The 23,812-nt window shown below is 26.8% G+C and carries 21 protein-coding genes, 1 tRNA gene and 1 pseudogene; 11 read left to right on the top strand and 12 right to left on the bottom strand.

What is annotated here, in order from left to right; all coding sequences use genetic code 11:
* Positions 1-164 precede the first annotated feature (164 nt).
* Complete coding sequence (locus KJR01_RS08755) at positions 165-1,142, top strand: hypothetical protein (RefSeq protein WP_214118697.1); 978 nt, start codon at positions 165-167, stop codon at positions 1,140-1,142.
* A gap of 107 nt (positions 1,143-1,249) precedes the next feature.
* On the opposite strand, the gene KJR01_RS08760 is transcribed toward KJR01_RS08755, so the two are convergent.
* Together KJR01_RS08760 and dnaG are read right to left on the bottom strand one after the other, a co-directional pair.
* Positions 1,250-2,221, bottom strand: coding sequence for an argininosuccinate synthase domain-containing protein (locus tag KJR01_RS08760; protein ID WP_214118699.1), 972 nt, complete (start codon positions 2,219-2,221; stop codon positions 1,250-1,252).
* Positions 2,222-3,949 (bottom strand): DNA primase, encoded by a 1,728-nt coding sequence (gene dnaG / locus KJR01_RS08765; protein ID WP_214118701.1) that lies wholly within the window; start codon positions 3,947-3,949, stop codon positions 2,222-2,224. It abuts the gene before it with no gap.
* A 46-nt stretch (positions 3,950-3,995) separates the two neighbouring features.
* Here dnaG and KJR01_RS08770 point away from each other — a divergent pair, with 46 nt between their 5' ends.
* From KJR01_RS08770 to KJR01_RS08790, 6 genes and pseudogenes are all read left to right on the top strand, one after another.
* A complete protein-coding gene (locus KJR01_RS08770; RefSeq protein WP_214118702.1) occupies positions 3,996-4,700 on the top strand; it encodes a tetratricopeptide repeat protein in 705 nt (234 codons plus the stop codon).
* Positions 4,697-5,086: pseudogene (gene rnhA, locus KJR01_RS10295) on the top strand (ribonuclease HI); the annotation flags it as partial. The gene KJR01_RS08770 and the pseudogene rnhA, both read left to right, overlap by 4 nt.
* 66 nt (positions 5,087-5,152) lie before the next feature.
* A complete protein-coding gene (gene rnc, locus KJR01_RS10300) occupies positions 5,153-5,821 on the top strand; it encodes a ribonuclease III (protein WP_336607624.1) in 669 nt (222 codons plus the stop codon).
* Positions 5,814-7,007 (top strand): chorismate synthase, encoded by a 1,194-nt coding sequence (gene aroC / locus KJR01_RS08780; RefSeq protein ID WP_214118706.1) that lies wholly within the window; start codon positions 5,814-5,816, stop codon positions 7,005-7,007. The genes rnc and aroC overlap by 8 nt, the downstream gene beginning before the upstream one ends.
* Entirely contained in the window at positions 7,008-7,241 is a 234-nt protein-coding gene (locus tag KJR01_RS08785; protein WP_214118708.1) for a tautomerase family protein, read from the top strand.
* A 33-nt stretch (positions 7,242-7,274) separates the two neighbouring features.
* Positions 7,275-8,078: a hypothetical protein gene (locus KJR01_RS08790; RefSeq protein ID WP_214118710.1), complete on the top strand. Its 804-nt coding sequence runs from the start codon at positions 7,275-7,277 to the stop codon at positions 8,076-8,078.
* A 1,110-nt stretch (positions 8,079-9,188) separates the two neighbouring features.
* Here KJR01_RS08790 and KJR01_RS08795 read toward each other — a convergent pair.
* The 4 genes from KJR01_RS08795 to KJR01_RS08810 all read right to left on the bottom strand — a co-directional run bounded on the left by KJR01_RS08795 (position 9,189) and on the right by KJR01_RS08810 (position 12,384).
* A complete protein-coding gene (locus KJR01_RS08795) occupies positions 9,189-9,707 on the bottom strand; it encodes a DUF2393 family protein (protein ID WP_214118712.1) in 519 nt (172 codons plus the stop codon).
* A gap of 9 nt (positions 9,708-9,716) precedes the next feature.
* The gene (locus KJR01_RS08800; RefSeq protein ID WP_214118714.1) at positions 9,717-10,232 is read right to left on the bottom strand and encodes a DUF2393 family protein; all 516 of its coding nucleotides are present in this window, start codon (positions 10,230-10,232) and stop codon (positions 9,717-9,719) included.
* A complete protein-coding gene (locus KJR01_RS08805) occupies positions 10,232-11,293 on the bottom strand; it encodes an SPFH domain-containing protein (RefSeq protein ID WP_214118716.1) in 1,062 nt (353 codons plus the stop codon). Before KJR01_RS08805 ends, KJR01_RS08800 begins: the two co-directional genes overlap by 1 nt.
* A gap of 173 nt (positions 11,294-11,466) precedes the next feature.
* Entirely contained in the window at positions 11,467-12,384 is a 918-nt protein-coding gene (locus KJR01_RS08810) for a branched-chain-amino-acid transaminase (RefSeq protein WP_214118718.1), read from the bottom strand.
* Positions 12,385-12,482: 98 nt separating this feature from the next.
* On the opposite strand from KJR01_RS08810, the gene msrP reads away from it, so the two are divergent.
* Genes msrP through KJR01_RS08825 form a run of 3 tightly spaced genes read left to right on the top strand, consistent with a single transcriptional unit; the run spans position 12,483 to position 14,489 of the window.
* On the top strand, positions 12,483-13,349 hold the full coding sequence (gene msrP, locus KJR01_RS08815) for a protein-methionine-sulfoxide reductase catalytic subunit MsrP (protein WP_214118719.1): 867 nt from the start codon (positions 12,483-12,485) through the stop codon (positions 13,347-13,349).
* Positions 13,349-13,834 carry a cytochrome b family protein gene (locus tag KJR01_RS08820; protein WP_214118720.1) on the top strand — a complete coding sequence of 162 codons (486 nt, stop codon included), beginning with the start codon at positions 13,349-13,351 and terminating at the stop codon, positions 13,832-13,834. Before msrP ends, KJR01_RS08820 begins: the two co-directional genes overlap by 1 nt.
* On the top strand, positions 13,815-14,489 hold the full coding sequence (locus tag KJR01_RS08825) for an MqnA/MqnD/SBP family protein (protein WP_214118722.1): 675 nt from the start codon (positions 13,815-13,817) through the stop codon (positions 14,487-14,489). The genes KJR01_RS08820 and KJR01_RS08825 overlap by 20 nt, the downstream gene beginning before the upstream one ends.
* Positions 14,490-14,519: 30 nt before the next feature.
* On the opposite strand, the gene KJR01_RS08830 is transcribed toward KJR01_RS08825, so the two are convergent.
* Entirely contained in the window at positions 14,520-14,834 is a 315-nt protein-coding gene (locus tag KJR01_RS08830; RefSeq protein WP_214118724.1) for an HU family DNA-binding protein, read from the bottom strand.
* Between the two features lie 215 nt (positions 14,835-15,049).
* On the opposite strand from KJR01_RS08830, the gene KJR01_RS08835 reads away from it, so the two are divergent.
* Positions 15,050-15,126: transfer RNA gene (locus tag KJR01_RS08835), tRNA-Met, on the top strand.
* A gap of 112 nt (positions 15,127-15,238) precedes the next feature.
* Here KJR01_RS08835 and KJR01_RS08840 read toward each other — a convergent pair.
* From KJR01_RS08840 to KJR01_RS08860, 5 genes are all read right to left on the bottom strand, one after another.
* Positions 15,239-16,165, bottom strand: a complete 927-nt coding sequence (locus KJR01_RS08840; protein WP_214118727.1) for a DHH family phosphoesterase — start codon at positions 16,163-16,165, stop codon at positions 15,239-15,241.
* On the bottom strand, positions 16,162-17,433 hold the full coding sequence (locus KJR01_RS08845) for a hemolysin family protein (protein WP_214118732.1): 1,272 nt from the start codon (positions 17,431-17,433) through the stop codon (positions 16,162-16,164). Before KJR01_RS08845 ends, KJR01_RS08840 begins: the two co-directional genes overlap by 4 nt.
* 162 nt (positions 17,434-17,595) lie before the next feature.
* Complete coding sequence (locus KJR01_RS08850; RefSeq protein WP_214118728.1) at positions 17,596-21,711, bottom strand: hypothetical protein; 4,116 nt, start codon at positions 21,709-21,711, stop codon at positions 17,596-17,598.
* 75 nt (positions 21,712-21,786) lie between these two features.
* On the bottom strand, positions 21,787-22,794 hold the full coding sequence (locus tag KJR01_RS10305; RefSeq protein ID WP_250325181.1) for a sensor histidine kinase: 1,008 nt from the start codon (positions 22,792-22,794) through the stop codon (positions 21,787-21,789).
* A 40-nt stretch (positions 22,795-22,834) separates the two neighbouring features.
* The gene (locus tag KJR01_RS08860) at positions 22,835-23,509 is read right to left on the bottom strand and encodes a response regulator transcription factor (RefSeq protein WP_214118730.1); all 675 of its coding nucleotides are present in this window, start codon (positions 23,507-23,509) and stop codon (positions 22,835-22,837) included.
* Between the last annotated feature and the right edge of the window lie 303 nt (positions 23,510-23,812).

Consider the following 23,812-nt stretch of genomic DNA (forward strand, 5'->3'; position numbering starts at 1 on the left):
AATATCCAAAACATAAGTAATGAATTAAAAATAAGCGAAGATAAATTAAAAGATTTAATAAGTAGTGATAAGCTAGGAGATTTTATAGATTTTACGAAAGAATTTAAAAAAGATTTAAGCGATACAAAATTAATTGATATTAAGGTTTGATATTAGGAGATTTTATGAGAATTAGTGGTTTTGATGTTGATATTTCAAAAGTATTTGATACTAGCTATCATAAGGCGAATTTGAGTAATTTTCACAATTTAAATCAAGAGCAAATTAATGCTATAAAAGATGATATAACAAATCAAAATTATGCTTTAAAAACAAGTGATAAAGACAATATAAATGTTGTTTTTAGTTTTGATAATAATACTCAAGGAGTTAATCTTAGTAAAAATACTATTGAAAAATTAATGGCTCATTTTGATAAAGCTGATTTTATCTTAAGTGATGATAAGCTTATTTTAAATGGTAATGCTGCTAATTTTGTCTCAAGCTGGTTTAAAACAATTGCTTATGATTTAGGACTTGCAAAAGCTGATAGCAATCAAGATGGTAGGATAAATAATGATGAATTAAGTAATGCAAGGCTTGAAGTTGGGGTTTATGGCGAGTTTAATGGATATATTTATGTAGTAAATAAATTAAGTGATGAAAGATTTATAAATACTAAAACATATGATAAATTAACTTTAGAAATTGGCACAAGTATTAGCGAGTATTTAGATAGTGTAATATCTAGTGATAGGGATTTTGATGGGGTTTTGAGTTTTGCTGAGATTAATTTTGAAAATATTAGCGAAGAACAAGATTATAAAAGTGAATTAAAAGAGAAAAATACAGATATAAAACGCTATCAAAATGAATTTCAAAGGTCAATTGCTTATTTTGCAAAAGAAGGTCAAAGTACCGAAGAAATCAAAAACAAGCAAAAAGAAAAAGAATTAGAACAAGCCGAGCTTTTAGCAAAACTTATGCAAATAACTCAAAAAATCAAACAACAAGGCTTAAATTCACTTACAAGCGATGATAATAAAATCTTAGAAAAATTAGGCAAAAGTGCAAATGCGATTGCAAATAGTGTAGAAATTGACTTAAGTATTAGTGTGGTAGAAGATTTAGTAAATAACAAAATCTTAGATATAAAAGTCTAGTTTTATGATTTTATTTATGTTTAAAATTAAGTTATTTTGATACTTATATAAAATCTTAGAATTTGAAATTCTTATTTTAAATTCTAGAATTTCAAATAAGAATTTCATCAAACTATAAAGTATTTTTGAGCATCATCTTTGCTAAGTGCATTAGCAAAATAATTATTTTGCATAAATTCACAATCTTTATTAGTAGGATTTTTTGCATATGCAAGTGCTAAAGAACAAGCAAGTTTAATATCTTCTAAACTAGCGTCATTATCAAGTAAAGAAATAGCACCTATTAAATCGGTTCTAATTTCGCTCATTTTTATCTCTTCATTATCTAATAATTTTAAGATTTTTAGACCTTCTTCTTCATTTCTTGAAATTATCATTTTAGCACCATTTGGCAGTCTTAAATGTCTTCCATATCTTAACAATTCAGCGTTTTTACTATCTAGCGTTTTGTATTTTAGATAATCTTGGATTTTGTTTTTATATGCTTGTAAGGTTAGCAAACACCCACCAGCAGGGCTTTCATAATCGCTATAACCATAAACTTTTGCAAGTTCCATTTGTCTAGTTCTACCCCTACCACTAAAATCAAATAATTTTTCTCTATCAACCCAGCCTTTAAGTTCAGGCATAGTAGGTGCTAGTAATTTTGCACTAAGTGGGCGTAAAATGATATTATTTAAATCTTCGCTAAGTTTTGCAACACTATTTAATGCTTGTGCTCTTTGGCTCATTGGACGCTGACCTAGCACTTCTCCACTAATTACAAAAGAAGCACCTAAATCATCACACATACTAAGAGCAGTTTTAAACATATACCCATGACAATCAATGCAAGGATTAATAGCCTTTCCATAGCCATATTTTGGATTTAACAATACATCTTGTAAATATTTACTACTAATATCAACAACCCTAAAACTAGCTCCAGCCATATTTGCACGACGCTCTAAAAGGGCGAAATTCTTTCCGCCAAACCCTGTATCAATGTGAATAGCTTCAACTTCTATTCCTTGCTTTGCAATGGTAGTGATTGATAACATACTATCAAGACCACCACTAAATAAAGCTAATGCTTTCATTTATTCTCCTAATTTTCTTATATTATCTTTAAGCCTTGCTCTTTCATCATCGCTTAATTGCTTATTATGATTTGCTATTAGTTCTACTAGGCAATGATAAGCCTTTTTTAAACCATCATTACTATGAATTAATTTATGATTTTTTATTAATTCTTTAGCGTAATTTTTAAAAAGCAAGGCGTTTAGGATATTACAACTTGCGTAATAATTGGCTAAATTATTAAAAAATACTAAGATATTATCTACTTTTTTAGTAGGGTGAATATTGTTTAAAAACTCTAGCATATTAGCATTTGCGTAGTTTTTATTTAATACATCATCAATTAAATTATTATGAAAATATTCTCTTAAAATAAGAATATTAAAATTAGCTTTTGAAATAGCTAAAAAATAAATTATCGCATCTTCTAAAGAATTGCTTTGAGCTTGTTTAGCTTGTGGTTTTTTATCTATTACTTTTGCTTTTATTCCGTTTAATAAATCAAAATCAAGCCCATAATTTTCGCAAAATATTTTAAGATGAGTATTGGCTAAAAATTTATCAATAGTATTGGTGTAATTTAGCACAGCTGAATATGCTTGTTTGATTAAAAATGGCTCAATTTTGCTTATGCTTAATTTGTCTATATAATCTAAATTCAATTCTTTTTTAAATATATATTCAATACAAAAACTAATTATATTAATAGTATTATTTAGTTCGGTTTTTAGCTTTAATTCTTCATTATTTTCAATGTATTCGCCTGGGTCTTTATATGTTTTTAGCCTTATTACTTCGGCGTTGTAGCCAAATTTACTCAATAAAACTCCCGCTTTAAAAGCAGCTGCATTTCCCGCTGCATCTTTATCAAAGCATAAAGATACAAAACAATCTTTTTTAATTAATTTTAAATGTTGCTCTGTTAGTGCAGTTCCTAGCACTGCTACTGAATATGTAAGTCCTGCTTTATGAAGACTTATTGTATCCATATAGCCTTCGCAAATTATCATTCTTTTGTGTTTATTAATATCATTTTTTGCTAGATGATAAGCGTAAAATATACTACTTTTATCAAATAGTTTTGAAGCGGGAGAATTTACATATTTTGCAGGATTTTGTGGATTTAATGTGCGTCCTCCAAAACCTACTAAATAACCTGTATTATCGTAGATTGGAAAGGTAATTCTTTCTATAAAAGATGGATAAATTCCATTATCGTTTTTTTTAACTACCCCTTCTATTAATGCTTGTTCTAAAGCTATATTTGATTTTTGCAAAATCCTTAAAGTATCATTTGCACTTGGTGCGTAGCCAAGATTAAACTTAATTCTTAAATCCCTTGTGATTTTTCGCTTTTCAAGATAGGCAATCAAATTCCCACGGATATTTAATTCACTTATATAATATTCGTTGAGTATTTTACAAGCGTCGTTGTTTTGAATAATTTTTGTTTTTTTATCATCTTCTAAAATAAAGCCATAAATATTTGCTAATTCTTTTACTGCTTCTATAAATTCTAAATTATGATATTTTTGCATAAAGCTAATAGCATCACCATTCGCCCCACACCCAAAGCAATGAAAATATCCTTCATTTTCACGAACAGCCATACTAGGATTTTTATCAGCGTGAAACGGACATACGCACATATAATTCGCACCATTTTTATGCACGGGAATGTAGTTTGAAATCAAATCAACAATGTTAATGCTATCTTTTAATCTTTGAATGCTCTCGTTTGTAATCATAAAAGTATTATATGTATAATTAATTAATTTTATTTAAAGGATATTAGTGGATTTAATACTTAGCTATTATAGAAATCCTATTTTTGGAATTTTAGTTTTAATTAGCCTTGTTTTAATTATTGCTTTAGCTCAAATAATTTTTGCAAGTTTAAAGGAAAATCAAACTAATAAAAATATTAAAAAATATCTTGCTAATTTTAATGCAATTGAGCCTAAGTATTTAAGTAGTTTAAGTTTTGATGAAAGGCTTAATTTAGCTAATGGATTTTTTAAAGCTTCAATGTTTTTAGAGTGCAAATATGTTTTGATTAATTTATTAAACGAATTTGCAAATGATAAAGATTTATTATACTTATTATCTGTTTGTGATTTAAGGCTTGGATTATTAAACGACGCTAAACAAAATTTATTAAAGATTTTAAAATCTCGTGCTAGAGATGAATTAGCACTACTATGCCTTGGATATATTCATTTTAAATTAAACGAAATCAATGAATGCAAAGAAGTTTATAAATGTTTGTGCGTTTTAGGGGATTATGAAAAAGATTTAGAATTTATAAATAATTATAAAAGCTTTAATACTAAAAGTTTTAAAGAAATTAAAATTGATGATGAAACAATAAATCCAAATAATATCAGTCAATTTTATTTATGTAAAAATTGCTCATCACAATCTATTTTTTACACTCCGTTTTGTTCGCAGTGTTTTAAGTGTGATACAATGCAAGCTAATTTAAGGATAAGGATATGAAAAAATTAACGATTTATACTGATGGGAGTTGCCTTAAAAATCCTGGAGCAGGGGGTTGGGCTTGGATTATTATAGATAATGATTTAATCATTAAAGATAGTGGCGGAGATAAGCTTACAACCAATAATATTATGGAATTAAGTGCCTGTATTAACGCTTTAAAAAGCTTAAAAGAACCTTGCAAGATTGATTTATATAGCGATAGTCAATATGTAGTTAAGGGTATTAATGAATGGCTTAGTGGTTGGGTTAAGACTGATTTTAAAGGCAAAAAAAATGTTGAATTATGGAAGAGTTATTTAGAAGTTAGCAAAATCCACGATATTAATGCAATTTGGGTTAAAGCTCATAATGGTGATAAATACAATGAAATGTGTGATGAACTAGCTAGAAGTATGGCACTTGAGTATGAAAATAACACTATAAATGCTAATGTAGTGCTAGAAAAAAGAATTTCAAAATATCATAAAATTGAAGAAAAACTAGGATATAAATTTAAAAACGAAACCCTATTAAATCAGGCTTTAACTCATAAAAGTTTTAGCAAAACTCATAATGAAAGGCTTGAGTTTTTAGGTGATGCGGTGCTTGATTTGATAGTAGCAAATATTTTATACAAGGATTTTTCTCGTTATAGTGAAGGGGATTTAAGCAAATTAAGAGCAGCTTTAGTGAATGAAAAGTCTTTTGCAAAAATTGCTAGTTATCTTGAAATTGGAGAGTTTTTGCAATTATCAGTATCTGAAGAAAATAACGGCGGAAGAAAAAAACCAAGCTTATTATCAGATGCTTACGAAGCAATAATAGGTGCAATTTATTTAGAAAGTGGATATGAGATTGCTTGTGCTGTTGGCTCTAAGATATTAAATGAAGTTTTTCCTAAGATTGATATAGAATTAATTAAAGACTATAAAACAAAATTACAAGAAAAAACCCAAGCAATAATGGCTCAAACCCCTGAATATAGGATTTTACACACAAAAGGGCCTGATCATAAAAAAGAATTTGAAATAGGGCTTTTTTTAAATGATGAATTATTTACAAAAGCAATGGGTAATAGCAAAAAAGAAGCAGAGCAAAGTGCTGCTAAATTAGCGTTAGAGAAGTTAGAAGATGAATAGTTTTGGAACATTTTTAAAATTTAGCACTTTTGGAGAAAGTCACGGAAAAGCAATTGGAGTGGTTATTGATAACTATCCTGCAGGGGTTAGAATTGATACTGATTATATAAATTCCTTGCTTAAATTAAGACAAGGTGGTGGAGCGTTTAGCACTCCTAGAAAAGAAGCTGATGAAGTTAATATTATTAGCGGAGTATTTAATGATATTAGCACAGGTGCTCCAATTTGTGTGCTAGTAGAAAATAATAATACAAGAAGTAAAGATTATAAAGAGCATTTACGCCCTGCACACGCTGATTTTACATATTATGCAAAATACGAGCATTTTGATTATCGTGGCGGTGGTAGAAGTAGTGCTAGAGAAAGCGTAGCAAGGGTTATTGCAGGTGCTTTTGCTGATTTAATATTAAAAGAATTTAACATTAGAACTTATGCTAGTATTTGTGGGGTAGGTGGTGTTAGTTTAGATGAGTTTAAATTCAGTGAAGAAGAGTATAAAAGGGCTTTAGAAAAAGATTTTAATGCTTTAGGTGATGATTTATTTAAAGAATTATTTAAAGACGAAATCACAAAGGCAAAAAATAACAATGATAGCGTAGGTGCAAGTGTTAGCGTAGCAGCATTTGGCGTAATGGCAGGGCTTGGAGATGGGCTTTATGATAAATTAGATGCTAGAATTGCTAGTGCGTTTATGGGATTAAATGCTGTAAAGTGCGTTGAAATTGGAGCAGGAAGAAAGCTTAGCTCAATGAATGGCTCTTTTGCAAATGATGAGATTTTAGGTGTTAGCAATGATGAATTAATGCAAAATCAAAATAGCTCTATTTTAAAACAAAGCCCTAATTTTAAGTCATTTAAAGTAGCAAAAACTAATATTAATAAGCCTTTGTTTTTACATACTAGACATAATTTTAGTGGTGGAATTATCGGTGGGATTAGCACAGGAGAGAGTATTTATATTAAAGCTCATTTTAAGCCAACTCCATCAATTTTTAAAGAACAAACTATGTTAAATAAAGACTTTAGCCTAATAAAAGATGCAATTTATGGAAGGCACGATCCTTGCGTAGGTGTTCGTGGAGCTGTTGTCTTAAAAGCTATGCTAAGTTTTATAATAGCTGATTTTTTAATGTTAAATTCATCTGCTAAAATAAGCAACCTTAAAAAAATCTACAAAGGAGAATAAATGCCAATAATTAATGTAAAATTAGCAGCACCAATGCCAAATAAAGAAAAATGCGAAGAAATAATAAGTGATTTAACAAATTATTTTGAAACAAAATTAGGTAAAAAGCGTGAGAGAATAGTGGTAATGCTAGAAGAAATTCCGCAATCTCATATAGGTTTTGGCGGAAGAAGTGTTGAAACTATTAATAATGCTGATTTTGTTAATAATTTTAAACTTGACGATGATAGATAAAAAGCTCCCCATGATTTAAAATGGGGCGCAATTATGTTTGTTATATATTGCATAATAATTTTTATTTTATTTGCATTTATACTTATAATCAATGGTTTTCCAGAATTTGTATATTTAGTATGGAAAGCTTTTAAACGCTTTGATATTACTTATCCTTTAATATCTTTAGCGATTTTTACAATCTTATTTTTATTATTTATCAAAAAAATAAAAAAACTAAAATTCAAAACTTTTTTAATCATTAGCCTAATAATTATTAGTTTTGAAATGTTTTTTATTAGACCTGTGGTTGATTATTCTAGTTTTAATAATTTTAGCTATGTTTTTAAAAGTAATTATGAAAAAGACTTGCAAGGATATTGTGTAAAAGAAAATAAGATTTTAAGTAAAGACGAGCTTTTAAGAATAGCTACTAATGATTTTTTAGATAAAACTATAGTTTATTATAAAAATATAGCTAATAAGTATGAAAAAGACAGAGTTTATTTTTATACCCTTGATGAGGTTAAGGAATTTAATGATTTAAAATTATTTGATTTAGAAAAATTACAACAACACAAAATAAACACTAAAAATTATTTAGCAAACTTACCAAAACTACTAGAAAAACCATTATTTTTATCTACTCCTTATAGTTTTGATATTGTATTTTTTAATGAAGGATTTAAGATAAATAATGGATATTTAGAGTTTTTATATACCAGAACAGATAGTGCTAACATAACTCATCAATTAAAATCTAGCATAGAAATAGACAATTGTGGCAATACCAATAGAGCTATTGATGAAGAGCCTTGTTTTGATTTTTTTGGCTGCAAATATAGATATGATTTATAAAATTATAAGAATTTTAATTAGGATTTTAAAAACTAAAATTTTTAATTAAATTCTTGCCGAAATATCATATTTTGTCATTAAAACTCATAAAATTTCTATTTTATTACTTGATTTTTAGCATTACAATTTATATATTTTTTTGAATAATAATTTATAGGCTTTTTAAAATACTATGAAATTTAAAATTAGAATTTTATCTTTTAACCCAATTTATTCATTGCATTATAAATTTAAATTAATTAATCTTATTGAGATTTTAAAAGAATTTAATTTAGTATGCTTAACCCCATTTCATCATTTCGCATTTACCTAGTTTTATGCTTAAAATCAGCTTAAATATTTTAATTTTATGGGTTTTTATGAATTTCTGTTTGGCATTTTCTAAAATTTATTTTTGTTTAAGATTTAAAAGCCCTAATTATGGGCTTTTTAGACTTTAAAATTTCTTAAAATCAGAAAATGCTAAGCAAATTAAAAATTTTTATGATGAAATAGGCGTTTTAGTAGTGAAATTTAATTTTTGCTTGGCATTTTCTAAAAAATTTATTGTATTAAAATTATTTGCTGATAATTAGGCATTAATCAAGGATATTTATAATGATTTTTTATTTTAGTTCTTTTACAAAGTATGAAAAAATTAAGGGTTAGAGAACATTGCCCCGCTTTAGGGGATTGAAACACTAAGCTTTAAAAAGTATTCATTCATTTCTTTAAGTTAGAGAACATTGCCCCGTTTTAGGGGATTGAAACTTAATTTTATTATTTTTAGATAGTTGATTTTCTTTTGGTTAGAGAACATTGCCCCGATTTAGGGGATTGAATCTAATTGTGTTAAATCTAAATCTTCTTCGTCTTCTGTTAGAGAACATTGCCCCGCTTTAGGGGATTGCTTATAAAATTAGTTATTTGATAAAACAAAAAAAAGCTAAAAATTAATAAATTCACAAGTTAAAAAATATAAATTATTTATTTAATTTCACAAATATTTTAAAAGAATTTAAATCTAATATTTGATTTTTTAAATTTAGAATCAAAAATATTTATTTTATATTCGCGGCAAGTATTATTAACGCTAGTTAAGATAATAAAAGAATATTAAATCACAAGAAATTACTTGCAATTTAAAATATATCTTAATTTATAATCTTCAAAATGTTTTGGATAAGGGACACTTACTTTAAAGCTTTTTGATGCGTTTTCATTGATAATCCCTTCTATTTTAAAATCGTGAGAGTAAAAATTGCGAATTTTATTAAGTTTTAATGGGTCAAAGCCTTTGCTTAAATCAAATATACTTCCATCTACTTTTTTGATACCAAGATTTATTATTCCTATATTTAATTCACAGGTTTTTACAGGAACTTTTCCATTATTATATATTTGACCACTAATTACTACTTCATTTGCTGATTTATAGTCTTTTTGATTTCTTAATTCTACACTTTTTAAAAAGCTATCTATAGTAAGAAGAGTTGAATATCCAAAAATCAATACAAAAATTATGAGTGTAAAAGAAAAGGTATAAAGCTTGTTTTTTTCTTTAAAAAAATAAATAATTAAAAATTGTGAAAATATATAAACTACAAAAGCTGCAAATATTACAAAGATATGAAATTGCGATAAATACATAAATATCTCCTAAAAACAAGTAATTAAAGTATCAATTGTATATTTTTTAACATTACTAGGTATTAATAAATAAGATTTTTCGTATGAATTTTTTGGAATATCTTTTAAAATAATTTCTGTTGTTTTTAATGGTTTTAAGGTATTTTTGATTAGTTCTAAGTTATTTTTGCTGATTTTTTTTATATTGAATTTAATTTTGCATATTTTAAAATCTCTTTGAGATTTGTTATGTAATTTAAAATCTAAATATATATTATCGCTGAAAATTAATTTATCATTTTTGATTATTTCAAGTTCTGCTGGACGATATGTAGCATTTATATAGTTTTCTCCAATAAAAAACAATACAAATTCTAAAATAATACCTACTATGATTAAAAATATTGAGAAAGTTGGCAATTTTCTTAAAAAAATCGCAAGAATTAAAATCACTATAAAAAATAAAAAACAAAGCCCAAGAAGAATTAAATCTTGGGCATAGAAATTCGCTAGATAAAAATGAATAGTATCTAATAATTTTTGCATTAATTATTAAGGCTGGTTGTCTTTTTTGTGCTTGCATTATCTAGCCAAATATTAGGCACAGCTCCGCCAGGTGTTAAGAAAATCTTAGCATCATTATTAACCTTTAAAGCTTCGTTAAATTCTTTTTGGGTTTCAATTTGCTTTAATTCTAATAATTCTTTACTTATACTTTTTGCGATTTCTCTATTTGCATAAGCTTGTGCGTCTGCTTCTATTTTTTGTGCATCTGCTTTACCTTGTGCTTCAATAATCGCAGCTTTTGCTATACCTTCTGCAAGTGCAGCTTTTTTAAGTGCTTCTTGATTTGCACGCTCAACTTCATATTTTGTTCTTTCTGCTTCTTGTTTAGCTATTTGAACTTTTTCAATTTGCTCTTTAACATTTGTTGGTAGTATTATTCCACGAAGTTTTACACTTTCAAGTAATACAGGTTTATTATCTTGAGCGTCTATGCTTTTTCTTGATTCAAGTTCAATTGAAGCAGCGATTTCATTACGCTTTATAGGTAATTCTTCAGCTGTATATTTTCCAACCACACTTCTTACAACTTCTAAAATAACAGGGTCTATAATTTTATTTTCCCAATCAAGTCCCCATTGAGCTATAGTTTGAGGTGCATTACTTGCATCTAAGCGATATTGCACTGTTATATCTACTGATACAGGTAAGTTTCTAGCATCAACAACCGTGATTGATTCTTTATTGATTATGCTTTCTCTACCATAAGTTCTTTCACTCGCACCTTCAACGCTAGCATAATTTATTTGTCTTACTTTAGTATCTACAATTAAAACTTTTTGAAAATACGGGATTATAAAGTGAAAACCAGGTTGAAGAGCTATCGGATCATACTTACCAGTAGTTGATCTAATACCTACTTGTCCTGAATTTACAACTACAAATGGCTTAGCTATTACTACTATTAAAAATATAACAACAGCTGCAATTATTACTCCGTTAAATTTACCAAAACCTTTAAAATTAAAATCAATATTAAAATCTGTTTTTTTATTGTCATTTTTTTTGTTTTTATTGAAATAATCATTCAAATCTGCTGGCATTTATACTCCTTGTTAATTGATAAAGAAAGCATTTTACATTGTATAAGTTTATAATTAGAAAAAAGATTTTATAAAAGATAGTCTTATTGTTAATAAAATTAAAAGTTAAAATCAAATTCTTATTTTAGATTCTATATATTATAAAGTTTAGAGCGATAATTCGCTCTAAAAAATTAAATATAAGTTAGCCAAGAAGCGTATTTTTCATTTCTTCCATATACTATATCAAAGAAAGCATCTTGGATTTTTTTAGTAATTTCTCCACGAGCCCCATTTCCTATTACTCTATGATCTAGTGAATTAATAGGAGTAATTTCAGCTGCTGTTCCTGTAAAGAATGCTTCATCACAAACATAAACTTCATCTCTACTAATTCTTCTTCTTTCTACACTAATACCTAAATCTTTTGCAATTTTTAAAACAGAATCTTGAGTGATTGATTTTAGAGCATAATCATTTGGTGGAGTGATTAATACGCCATTTTTAACCATGAAAAAGCACTCGCCTGTGCCTTCTGCTATAAATCCTTCTTCATCACACATTAAAGCTTCTTCAAAACCTGAATTAATAGCTTCATATTTAGCCATCATTGAGTTTAGATAGTTTGCACTTGCTTTTGCTTTATTGAAATTTGCTTTTGTGCTATTTCTCATTAATGATGAACAACATACTTTAATACCTTTATTAAGTCCATCTTCTCCTAAATAAGCACCCCATTCCCAAGCTGCAATACCTACTCTAACAGGAGCTTTTGCATGATAAATTCCCATAATACCATCGCCTAAGAAAATTAAAGGGCGAATATATGTATTTGAATTAAAATTATTGCGTCTTAATAATTCAATTTGAGCATCTTCTAATTCTTTTTGCGAAAATGGTGGAGTAATTGCAGTGATTTTTGCACTTTCTAATAATCTTTTAGTGTGATCTTGCAATCTAAAAATAGCCATACCATTTTCTGTTTTATACGCTCTTGTTCCTTCAAATACTGCGTTAGCATAATGTAATGAGTGAGTTAAAAAATGAACTTTTGCATCAGCAAAGTTAATAATTTGTCCATCCATCCAGATGTAATCAGCTTTAATTGCCATACTTTTTCCTTTAAATTAAATTTTGTGAAGTTTAACAGATTTTTCATAATAAGTATTTATTTTTTTTACCTAGAATTAAAAATTAATAAGGAGAAAAAATGGTAACAGATAAAAATTATTATTTAAATAGAAGAAATTTTTTAAAATTAGGTGCAGGAACTATAGTTTCAAGCCAAGCAATAGCTGAAGAATTAGCAAAAACTAATCTTGATTTAGTTCCAAGCGATAGTGAATATGCTTATAATTATGTTAATTTTTATGAGTTTAGCACAAACAAAAGCGAATGCGTAAGATTAGCTAGCAAATCAAGCTTAAATGATAAAGCTATTTCAATTGAGATAGGTGGTTTGTGTGAAAACCCAATGACCTTAACTGATTTATCAGCTTTTAAAATTGTTGAAAGGGTTTATAAATTACGCTGCGTAGAAGCTTGGAGTATGAATTTACCTTGGCAAGGATTTGAATTAAGAGAATTGATTAATCTTGCAAAGCCAACAAGTGAAGCAAAATTTGTTAAATTTACAAGTTTATATGACCCTGATATTTTTCCTGATCAAAGATTTAATGGAGTATTAGATTATCCTTATGTAGAAGGATTAAGATTAGATGAAGCAATGCACCCGCTAACATTACTTGCAACAGGACTTTATAAAGAAAAATTAAAAGCTCAAAATGGAGCTCCAATTCGCTTAGTTGTTCCTTGGAAATATGGTTTTAAATATATTAAATCAATTGCTAAAATTGAATTTACTAAAGAGCAACCTGTTAGCTCTTGGGAAAAATACAATCCGAATGAATACGGCTTTTATGCAAATGTTAATCCAAATGTCCCACATCCTAGATGGTCTCAAGCATCGCATAGGGTTTTAGGTAGCTTTTTTAAAGAAGATACTCAATTATTTAATGGTTATGAAGAAGAAGTTGGGTATTTATATAAAGATTTAGATTTAAGAAAGAATTTTTAATGATTATTGCAATTAAAATTCTTTTAGTTTTAGCGTCTTTTGGGTATTTTATATCATCTGTTTTATTAGGATATGATTATGTAAAAGATATTTACAAAGCAAGTGGGCAACTTGCTTTAATATCTTTATTTTTAAGTATTGCTTTACCTAATAAATTCTTAGTTTTTATAAAGTTTTTTGGTAAATTAGCTGGATTTTTTGCAATATTGCATTTTTTAAATTTTGTTATAGTAGATAATCAATTTAATATAAAAATATTATTTACAAATACTATTGCAATAAGAAATCTTTTAGGATTAATTGCATTTATTTTTATGATTTTAATGTTTTATAAAAAGTATTTAAATTATTCTAATTTTGTGTTTTTACTAGCGGCATTTCATTATTCTTTAAGTGTGAAAATTCCTGAAACATTGCATTATTTAGTTATATTAGTGGCATTTTTATTTTTATTTAGGAGTAAAAATGATATTCGGAAAGATTGATTATATTAATTTATTACCACTGCATTTTTATTTAAAAAGCTCAAAATTACCAAGCTATGTAAAAAAAAGCATAGAGTATAAAAAAGATGTTCCTGCAAAATTAAATAAAGCATTGAAAGAAAAAAGATTAGATTGCGCAATTATTTCTAGTATTGAAAGTAAAAGGTCAAAATATAAGAATTTAAATATAGGAATTTGCGCTAACAAAAAGGTATTAAGTGTATTAGTTGAAAAGAACTCAAATGCACAAAATGATAAAGAATCAGCCACTTCAAATGCTTTAGCTAAGGTTTTAAAATTAAATGGTAAAGTAATTATTGGAGATAAGGCACTAAAAGAATATGTAAATAATAAAGAAAAATACATTGATATGTGTGAAAAATGGTATGAATTAACTAAATTGCCTTTTATGTTTGCAAGGTTTTCAAGTATTAAAAATCATAATAGTGCAAAAAGAATTTTAAAACCTTTTATAAGAAAAAATCTAACTGCAAATCAAAGAATAAAAATACCTAATTATATTTTAGATTATTATTCAAATACAAGAAAAATTAGTAATAATGATATTAAAAACTACCTAAAATATATTTATTATAAAATTGGTAAAAAAGAATTAAAAGCGTTGAGTATTTATACTAAAAAAATATATATTTAGTGGCATTAAAAACGCCACTAAATTGGGTAATTATTTCTTTTTCTTACCACATTTACCAGTTTTGCAAGCTGTTGCAGCAACTTTTTCTTTTAACACGCTGCTAACCTTGAATTTAACAACTTTAGTTGCTGGAACTTTAATTTCTTTACCTGTGCTTGGAACTCTTGCAGTTCTTTCTGCTCTATCAGTTGTTGAGAAAGTTCCAAAACCATTAAATGGAATTGATTCACCTTTTTCTAAAGACTCAGCTAGTGCTTCAAATACAGCATTTACTGCAGTTGTAGCATCTTTTTTAGTAATTTCTGCTTTTTCAGCAACTAATGAAATAAAATCTGCTTTAGTCATCTAAAACTCCTTAATATTGATTAAAAGCCCTATTTTACAATAAAAAAACAATATTTAGCTAAAAAACAAAAAAAATATTAGTATTTGTGTAAAAATATAGCAAAATTAGTTTTTAAATAGCATAGTTGGCAAGTTTAATACGCAATTTATTAGAAATATTTTTAATTTTATAAAATTTTAAGCAAAAATATATATAATTTGCTTTTTTTATTCACGCTTAGGTAGCTCAGCTGGCTAGAGCGCTGGTCTCATAAGCCGGAGGTCGGGAGTTCGAGTCTCCCCCTAAGCACCATTTCATAACTTCAAATAATTTTTCCAATTTAATTTTTTATAGTTTTTATATTTTTTTGATTTTTATTAGAAAACTCGTTTTAAATATAAGAATTTAAAACGAGTAAGAAAGATTAACCATCAGCGTTAATTTTAGCGATTAATTCATTTAATACAATATCTGCATTTTCGTGAGCAACTTGACAAGTCCCAGCAGCTTCGTGTCCACCACCGCCGTATTTTAACATTAGCTCACCTATGTTTGTTTTGCTAGTTCTATTAAATATACTTTTACCTGTCGCATAAACCATATTTTGACCTCTAAATCCTAAGATTTTATGAATTGATATATTGCATTCAGGATAAAGTGCATAAATCATAAAGCGATTACCTGGATAAATGATTTCTTCTTTGCTTAAATCTAAAACAACAAGGTTTTTATAAACTTTAGAGCATCTTTTTAGTTGTTCTTTAAATTCTTTTTCATATTTAATGTATAAATCGCTTCTTTCTACTACATCAGGTAATTTCATAATATCATCAATTTTATGATTTTTACAATAATCAATTAAATCCATCATAAGGTTATAATTGCTTATCCTAAAATCGTGAAATCTACCAAGTCCAGTTCTACTATCCATTAAAAAGCTTAAGAATTCCCAACCTTTAGGCTCAAGCACATCTTCCATTAAAAATTGAGCGCTATCTGCTTTATCAACAGCTACCATCATATCGTGCCATTCTTCAGGAAATTTTACGCCTTGTTTTTCATAATAATCATAAACAACTCTAGCAGCACTTGGTGCATCTGGAATAATTATATGATTATCTGCTTTTCCGTTTCTAATACTTTCGCTTTCGTGATGGTCAAACACTAAATAAGCATTAGGGCAATATGGTAAGTTTGTAACAATATCATTATTTGTAATTTCTATTGTTCCATCTTGCATATCTTTTGGATGAACGAATTTAATATCACTTATTAAATCCATATGTTTAAGCAAAACAGCACATACAAGTCCATCCATATCACTTCTAGTAATTAATCTATATTTATTCATAGTTTTTCCTTTGTTTTTTTGATTATTTTTAAGTATTTTATACTATTTGATTGCATTTGTTTTATTTCATAATAACAATGCTCATCTTCACATCTTTCTTTTTCACTTGGAACATGTCCTAAACGATTAAAGACATAACCACCAATTGTAAGTTCTTCTAATTCATCATCATATTTAATATCTAGAATTTCTTCAACACTTTCAATATCTAGTCTTCCATTTACTATATAAACATTATCGTTAATTTTTCTGAAATCTTGTTCTTTTTTATCATGCTCATCGTTTATATCTCCAACAAGTTCTTCAATAATGTCTTCCATAGTTAAAAGCCCAGCTGTTCCACCATATTCATCAATTACTATGGCTGTGTGAATTTGCTCTTTATTCATTTGAACAAGAACCTTTGAAATACTAATATTTTCTGGGACAAATAGAACTTTTCTTACACATTCATTTAAATCTTTATTTTGATTATCTAATAAATCTCTAATATGAATCATACCTAAAACATTGTCTTTACTAGCATCTATAAAAGGAAATCTAGTGTGTTTATAATCATGAACTATTTTTATATTTTCTTCGTATGAATTAACTTTATTTAAGCAAATCATATCTCTTCTAGGAGTCATTATTTCTTTCGCTACAATATCACTAAAATCAACAGCATTTTGTATAAGTTCGGTTTCAAATTCGTCTAAAACGCCACTTTTTTGACTTTCGCTTGCTATGAATTTAATTTCTTCTTCAGAGTGAGCTGCGTGCTCGTTTGTTTTTATTCTTAATATTTTTAATATAGATAAAGATAAGAAATCAAATGTAACTATGAAAGGCGCAAAAATTATTCTAAATAAATAAAGTGGTCTTGCTATCCATAAAACTATGCTTTCAGTTTTTGCAATTGCTATACTTTTTGGAACAATTTCTCCTAAAACTACATGAAGTAGTGTAATTAATATAAAAGAAATAGCAACAGAAATACTATGTATTGCTATAGGATTTACATCAAAGCTTGATAGAATTTTATTTAATAAAACAGCGACAGAACTTTCTCCTAACCAACCAAGAGCCAAAGAACTTAAAGTAATACCTAATTGAGTAGCTGATAAATAAGTATCTAAATTTTTATACATTTCTAAAGCTAGTTTTGAATTAGCTCTTTTTTGATTTACAAATTCTTCTAACTTACTTTTTCTAATCTTGACAATACTAAACTCAGATAATACAAAAAATCCATTTAAAAAAACACAAAACAATGCTAAAAACAGCATTAATGCCGTATAACTGGGGTCCAAAAAATCTCCTTGTAAAAAATAAAGCTAAAATTATAAACATACAAACTTAAAAAATAGTAAGAATTATAAAAAGGCATTTTTATATTAAAAATTAAAAGGAATTTAAAATAATTTGATTTATTTTAAATTCCTAAAAAATTATTTAGTGTATTCTACGCTAAAGCTTTCTTTTGCACTAATTTCGCTATTTGAGTGCATTCTAATTAAATCTTTTATATATTCATTAGTTTTTTTATCACTTGATAATTCAAGTTCAATACTTCCATCGGTAAGTTTTTTGATATTAGAATTGTAATCACTTGTAAAAGAAATATTATTAATAATATCAGCAATTGGTTTTAGATAATAATGCCCGCTAGTAGTTGTGCTTGTGTATAATTCGCTAATTTTACCAGTTGTATTTATATATTTTAATTTTAAATCACTCGGTAATAATTTTTTATATTTTTTACCCGCATCTGCTTTAGTATCTTTATACATTGCATAAGCAAAAATAAATGGATAATTTTTTGTAAAATTAACAGGAGTTCCTTTATCTATTGTTATGCTACTTGTAGTATCAAGATTAAATTCATTTACATCAGGCTTATTTAAAATGTCTTTACTAGGTGCTAAGTCATTTGTTTTTTGGAATTTTGTATAGCCTATTTTTGTAATAAATTCTAAATCATCAGGACTTGCTTCGTATTTTTTAGCAACGCTACTTAGAGTATTTAAATTTTTATTGACTTCGTTATCTAAATTTTGCATTTTTGAATCAAAAATTGCATTTAGTGTAGTATTGCTAGCGCTTAAAGTCATTTTGATTTTTTGATTTGTGATATTCATATTTTTAATACTTAATTTATTTGTATAAATTCTATATCTACTACTAGCTTGAGTATCGTTATTATCTAAGAAATTTAAATCAAAATCTATATCAATATCGCTAGGAAAATACTTATATACATATTCTAAACTATTAGCAGAACTTGAGCCTTTATTTTCTATATTTACAGGTATATTTAGTGAATGTGTAAAATCACAATTTATACCAGAACATTTACCCAAATCAGCTTCGCTTTGTCCTACAACTTCATCAGAAAATAAAACAGCATCAGATAAACCATCAGATGTTTTTATATTATTTAAATTCGTAGTAGATGAGCTAGTAAAATCAGCATTAATAGGCTTAATTAATATATGGCAAGATATTTTTCCATTAGCGTTGATTGTATTTGAAAATCCAGTATTTTCACATTTTTTATTGGTAATATCACTTCCTACAAAATCATTGTCTTTAAACTCAATAATTCCACTTCCAGCAAAAGGATAAGCAATTACCATATCAAAACTATAATCTTTATTATTGCGTTTAAAATTAATAGGATTTAGTTGGCTAATTTTGTTATAAGCACTTGTTTCTAAATCAAATGTATAAAAACTACCTTTGCTATTTGTAACTTTTAATTTAGCTTCTTTAATTCCTATATTTGAATTAATACTTAATTTTCTATCTTGGGTATCTAATACACTTGCTTTAAGGGTAGTTGGTAAAGGTTTTTTTAATCCTTCTCCTGCTTTAGTAACAAAATCATTTATTTTTATTTCAGCTGGTCTTACCATAAAGTTTTTGCATATTGGAGTAGGGGTTAATAATTTACCTTGCATATCTTTTTGAGTATAGCAAATATCGTGGCGACCTGGAGTTATATTGATAAATTCAATTATAAAATCTCCCATCATTTGATTATCAGGATTTACTCTAAAATCATCTTTATCGTATATTAAAACCTTAGTAGCTCTTCCATCATCGTGATTTACACTTGCAGTATTAGAAAAGAAACTAATTCTAGTTTTATCAGCTGCATGAACAAAACCTATATATACATTATCTCCAACCATTCTTGTATATGTATCATTAGCTATTTTTGCTTTTTTATCATTTAAGTCTTTAATGCTAGGTCTTAAATCTTCTCCTAGACTAGGTTTTCTATTTAGTATTTTCCAAATACTTCCAAAATAGTGTTGTTTTTGCACTATTTCTTCATCTGTTAAAATAAATGCTGCAGTCTCACTAACGCCTTTTATGATATTTTTACTATCTACTTCAAACATAGGTCTTTTATCGTTATCGTAAATTCTTTCTGTTGTAATTTCTATTAACGATGGTTCTTTTAATTTAAAGCTAAGTTCTCTTATGAAGTATTCTAAGTTTTCTGAATTAGCGTAATCTAAATCTAATTCATAATAAATCACACTTGGTTGCTTTGATTTTATAGTGTAATCATTTCCATTTTTTGCTAAAGTGCTAATTTGAACTCTTAAATCTACATAATATTTGCTTAAATCTTTATCACAACATTTTATATAATTTCCATCTTTAGTCTTTGTATAATCATATCTTTTTTCTAAGTTTTGACCATTATAAAATGGAGTTATATGAACTTCAGGAATTTTATTAAATATAGGATATGTTTTATCTCCTACTTTTGCACTGCCTGCTGGATTTAAATCTTTTGAAATTAAACTAAATTTAGTGCTATTTGCGTCAGGATAGAATAAGAATTTAAAATTAGCATTAATTTCAGGCTTATTTTTATAAATGCCTACAATTGTATCAGCAGGGAATTTCCCATCTCCATAATTTTTACCCCAATTTACAATATCTGTAGATGTAAAATATTTTGGATTTTTTAAATGAGCGTATAAATCCCCTGGACTTGCTGTGTATTTTTTCATATTGTCTTTATAGTATTTATATTCTTCTTTTAATGAAGTTGGTCTTAAATGTAGGCTAAAGATTTTTGTGCTTATATTTTCTTGATTACCTATATCTTTAGGCATAATTCCAGCTCTTTCTCTTATGCCGTTTTGTTTGTATTTTGAATTCTTACATTCTTTTCGTATATCAAATAATCCAGGTGCAACTTTGATTATACAATCTTTTGAATTTTTGATTTCTTTATATATTGCTTTTTCGCCTATTGCTCCATCTCTAGTTTTATGAATACTATAAATACTTCTTTCTTGTGTTGTATCTATGTAAGGAGAAAATCTTTGAATATATTTAGCATTTGCAAGTGCTTGATTGTTGTTATAAACGAAATTCCTAAGCCTTAAAGCTTTTATATCATAGGTTTTATATTCGTTTGATTTCCACTGACTTTTTTCGTTGTAATATCCATTGCTAGAAAAGTAATATCCATCGTAATATTCCATATTAAATGTGTAGCATTTGCTTAGTCCTGATTTATTTTGTGCGAAATATTGATTATTTAAAAATCCCCATTTAGCATTACCTTTTAAAAATTCTTTAGGAGAATACAAGGCATTATTTTTTAAGAAAAATTGTTCTGAATATTTAGCACATTCATCATTTGTATAATAAGCATTATCAGTTAAGGTAGCACCTACTTCGTTTTCATCTAGCGTTAAAGGTATTCCGCTAGCAAATCCTTGGTCAGGATTTAATCTACAACCTTTGCTTTTCATAAATCTTACAAAATCATTGTATGCGTTTTCGCTATCAGAAGTTGTGCTTGAGCCGTGCTGATAGCCTAAATAAGTATTTGCAAATCTATAAGCATTTGAGTTTTTTTCATTATTTAGTAATTGTTCGCTTAAAAAATAGCTAAAAATTGAATCATTATCGCTACTTGCTAAAAGTATGATTTTACCTGTTGTATTAACTTCAAATTCTTTAAACACATCTTGAATATACGATTCATCATAAAAATAAGATTTCATTGGAAAAGTAATTTCAGTATTTTTTACACTATCTAGCTTTTTAGGTTTTGAGTTTTGATGAGAAATAAAATCATCGTAATTATTAGGATTATAATTAGTTCCCGCTGCATTATCTTCGTAATTTACGCAAAATACATTTTCTCTAAATCTTCTTGAATCGGTATGATGAGATGATTGATTGCCTTTAAAAGAGCCAAATTTTTTTACAATGCTATTTTGATAATCTAGTTTAGCCCAAGCATAATCCCAATTAAATCCCCAATTTACAATAATTCTTTGCTCGTCTTCAGCATCAGTTCTGTTAAAATGATCATCTATGTTAAAGATTTGATAAAGTTGAAAACAAGCGCTTCTGCCTTTATCATTATTTCTTGTATTATTTATAACGCAATCAGCTAAATCTATATCTGTATGTTGTTTATGGTTTTGAGTTCCAAAATACATTCCGAAAGGATGAACTTTATTTGTATATTCATAAGAATAAAGATTAGATATTACGAGTAGTGATATGAGGACTTTTTTCATTATGCACCTTTAAATTAAGATTTTAAGTTAATTAATTATATTTTTTAGTTTTTAAATTAAGATTAAATTAAAAAATTATGATTTAAAAGAGTATTTAAAAATAGCCCCTTTTTCATAATTAAATGCTTCGTATGCAATATCGTATTTTTTGCAAATATTTCTTACTATATTAAGACCTAAGCCAAATCCACCTTTAGCTAAATCTTCTCTAGCATATCTTTGCCAAATTCTTTTTGTATCTTTTATGCCAATTCCTTCATCTTGTATTATAAAAATTATTTTTTCATTTGATTGGCTTAAAGATATTGTAATTTTAGAATTAACTTTTGTATATTTAATTGCATTTGAAATATTATTATCTACAATTCTTAGTAACTCTACTTCGCTGATTAATACATATAAATCATTAGTGATTTCTAAATGAAATTCCACACTTTTCATACTAGCAATACTATTAAAAAAATCAATTCTTGTTTTTAAAAAATTAGAAAAATTAATATTTTTTAGTGGGTATTTAGCATTTGGATTTTCTATATAAAATCCTACATCATCATATGTTGTTTTCATCTGATTTAGTGCTGCTTTAATTCTTTTTTGATATTTATTACTTTCTAACATATCAGCATTTAATAAGGCTATACCCAATGGAGTTTTTAACTCGTGCATTGCATCATAAAAAAATGTATTCATAGTGTTTTTATACCAAATTAAACTTTTGATATTGTTTTTATAAACTAAGTAAATTAAAACAAATAATATAAAAGTTCCCCCACCAAATACTATAGCAGCATTGATTATGCTTTTGTTATAAACGCAAGGTTTTGATAGCACCACATTGTATGTTGTATTGTTTATTTGTTTTTGGAATTTGTAATAAAGCAAAGAATTATGAGTTTTATATATAAAATCATCTTTTATATAGTTTATATCAAGTTCGCATTTTACAATTTCTTCATTATTGAAAATACATATTTTTATATCTTGTAAGTTATTTAAATCCTTATTTATATAACTTGCTAGTTCTAATAGCGTAGAGTTTTTATCATTAGCTACACTTAATTTCAATATATTTATAGCTAACATTGATATGACTAAAGCTATAAGGGTTAATAGTATTGTTTGCTTAGACATTGATTTTATAGCCAAGTCCTCTAGATGATATTATAAAATCATCGCAAGTTTTTGCTCTAATTCTTTTGACATATACTCTTACATCGCTTGAGCCATTGGTTTCAAATTCTTCATTTGCCCCCCCCCATACATATTCATAAATACTGCTTACATTTACATAACTTGATTTATTGCTTAACAAATATTCAATCAATGTGATTTCTTTACTAGTAAGCTCTATTAGAGTTTTATTTTTGCTAAGACTTTTAGAAATATAATCATATACAAACTCGCCTGAAATTGTGATTGTATCATTACTTTGAGTGTTAAAAAATTGTTTTAATAATTCTTTAATTCTATATTTTAATTCATCTAGTTCAAAAGGTTTTTTAAGGTATTCATTGCAGCCTAGCTCATATCCTTTTTTAATACTTGCTATATCAGTTCTTGAAGTCATCATCATAATAGGGTTAGTAATATTTAAGCTTTTTATATAACTTAATACATCAAAGCCATTAGTATTTATTACTTTTATATCAAGTATATAAAGATGATAAAATTTATTTGCGATAGTTTTACAGGCTAAGTCGCCATCACTAAAAACATCAACACTAAATCCTAAATCTTGCAAATATTCACAAATACTAGTAGCATATAAATAATCATCTTCAAGCAATAAAATATTCATAATTACTTCCTTAAAAAATGTTTATTTTAGTTTTTTAATATTATTTTTAGCTAAAAAGTGTCTAAATTAGGATATTTCAATCATTAATCCCTAAATTCCAAAAATATTTTTATGTTTAAGTGTTTTTTAAGTTTAATAACATATAATTCAAGCTTTTTATTTGCTTCTAGCAAATCGTTATTTTAAATAGTTTTATTGTTAATTTTAAATATATCAATTATTTCAACGTCAATCTTTGATATCTAAACAAGTGATCAAGAGCCATTTAAAACTTTCTTATATATAAGTTTTAAATCATTCACT

The sequence above is a fragment of the Campylobacter sp. 2018MI10 genome, from assembly GCF_018501175.1.
Classification (GTDB): Bacteria; Campylobacterota; Campylobacteria; order Campylobacterales; family Campylobacteraceae; genus Campylobacter_E.

Bases quoted from the DNA above. Each gene is read 5' to 3' on its own strand.
- KJR01_RS08755 (WP_214118697.1), top strand. From the start codon at position 165: ATGAGAATTAGTGGTTTTGATGTTGATATTTCAAAAGTATTTGATACT.
- KJR01_RS08760 (WP_214118699.1), bottom strand. From the start codon at position 2,221: ATGAAAGCATTAGCTTTATTTAGTGGTGGTCTTGATAGTATGTTATCA.
- dnaG (WP_214118701.1), bottom strand. From the start codon at position 3,949: ATGATTACAAACGAGAGCATTCAAAGATTAAAAGATAGCATTAACATT.
- aroC (WP_214118706.1), top strand. From the start codon at position 5,814: ATGAATAGTTTTGGAACATTTTTAAAATTTAGCACTTTTGGAGAAAGT.
- KJR01_RS08785 (WP_214118708.1), top strand. From the start codon at position 7,008: ATGCCAATAATTAATGTAAAATTAGCAGCACCAATGCCAAATAAAGAA.
- KJR01_RS08790 (WP_214118710.1), top strand. From the start codon at position 7,275: ATGTTTGTTATATATTGCATAATAATTTTTATTTTATTTGCATTTATA.
- KJR01_RS08795 (WP_214118712.1), bottom strand. From the start codon at position 9,707: ATGTATTTATCGCAATTTCATATCTTTGTAATATTTGCAGCTTTTGTA.
- KJR01_RS08800 (WP_214118714.1), bottom strand. From the start codon at position 10,232: ATGCAAAAATTATTAGATACTATTCATTTTTATCTAGCGAATTTCTAT.
- KJR01_RS08805 (WP_214118716.1), bottom strand. From the start codon at position 11,293: ATGCCAGCAGATTTGAATGATTATTTCAATAAAAACAAAAAAAATGAC.
- KJR01_RS08810 (WP_214118718.1), bottom strand. From the start codon at position 12,384: ATGGCAATTAAAGCTGATTACATCTGGATGGATGGACAAATTATTAAC.
- msrP (WP_214118719.1), top strand. From the start codon at position 12,483: ATGGTAACAGATAAAAATTATTATTTAAATAGAAGAAATTTTTTAAAA.
- KJR01_RS08820 (WP_214118720.1), top strand. From the start codon at position 13,349: ATGATTATTGCAATTAAAATTCTTTTAGTTTTAGCGTCTTTTGGGTAT.
- KJR01_RS08825 (WP_214118722.1), top strand. From the start codon at position 13,815: ATGATATTCGGAAAGATTGATTATATTAATTTATTACCACTGCATTTT.
- KJR01_RS08830 (WP_214118724.1), bottom strand. From the start codon at position 14,834: ATGACTAAAGCAGATTTTATTTCATTAGTTGCTGAAAAAGCAGAAATT.
- KJR01_RS08840 (WP_214118727.1), bottom strand. From the start codon at position 16,165: ATGAATAAATATAGATTAATTACTAGAAGTGATATGGATGGACTTGTA.
- KJR01_RS08845 (WP_214118732.1), bottom strand. From the start codon at position 17,433: ATGCTGTTTTTAGCATTGTTTTGTGTTTTTTTAAATGGATTTTTTGTA.
- KJR01_RS08850 (WP_214118728.1), bottom strand. From the start codon at position 21,711: ATGAAAAAAGTCCTCATATCACTACTCGTAATATCTAATCTTTATTCT.
- KJR01_RS10305 (WP_250325181.1), bottom strand. From the start codon at position 22,794: ATGTTAGCTATAAATATATTGAAATTAAGTGTAGCTAATGATAAAAAC.
- KJR01_RS08860 (WP_214118730.1), bottom strand. From the start codon at position 23,509: ATGAATATTTTATTGCTTGAAGATGATTATTTATATGCTACTAGTATT.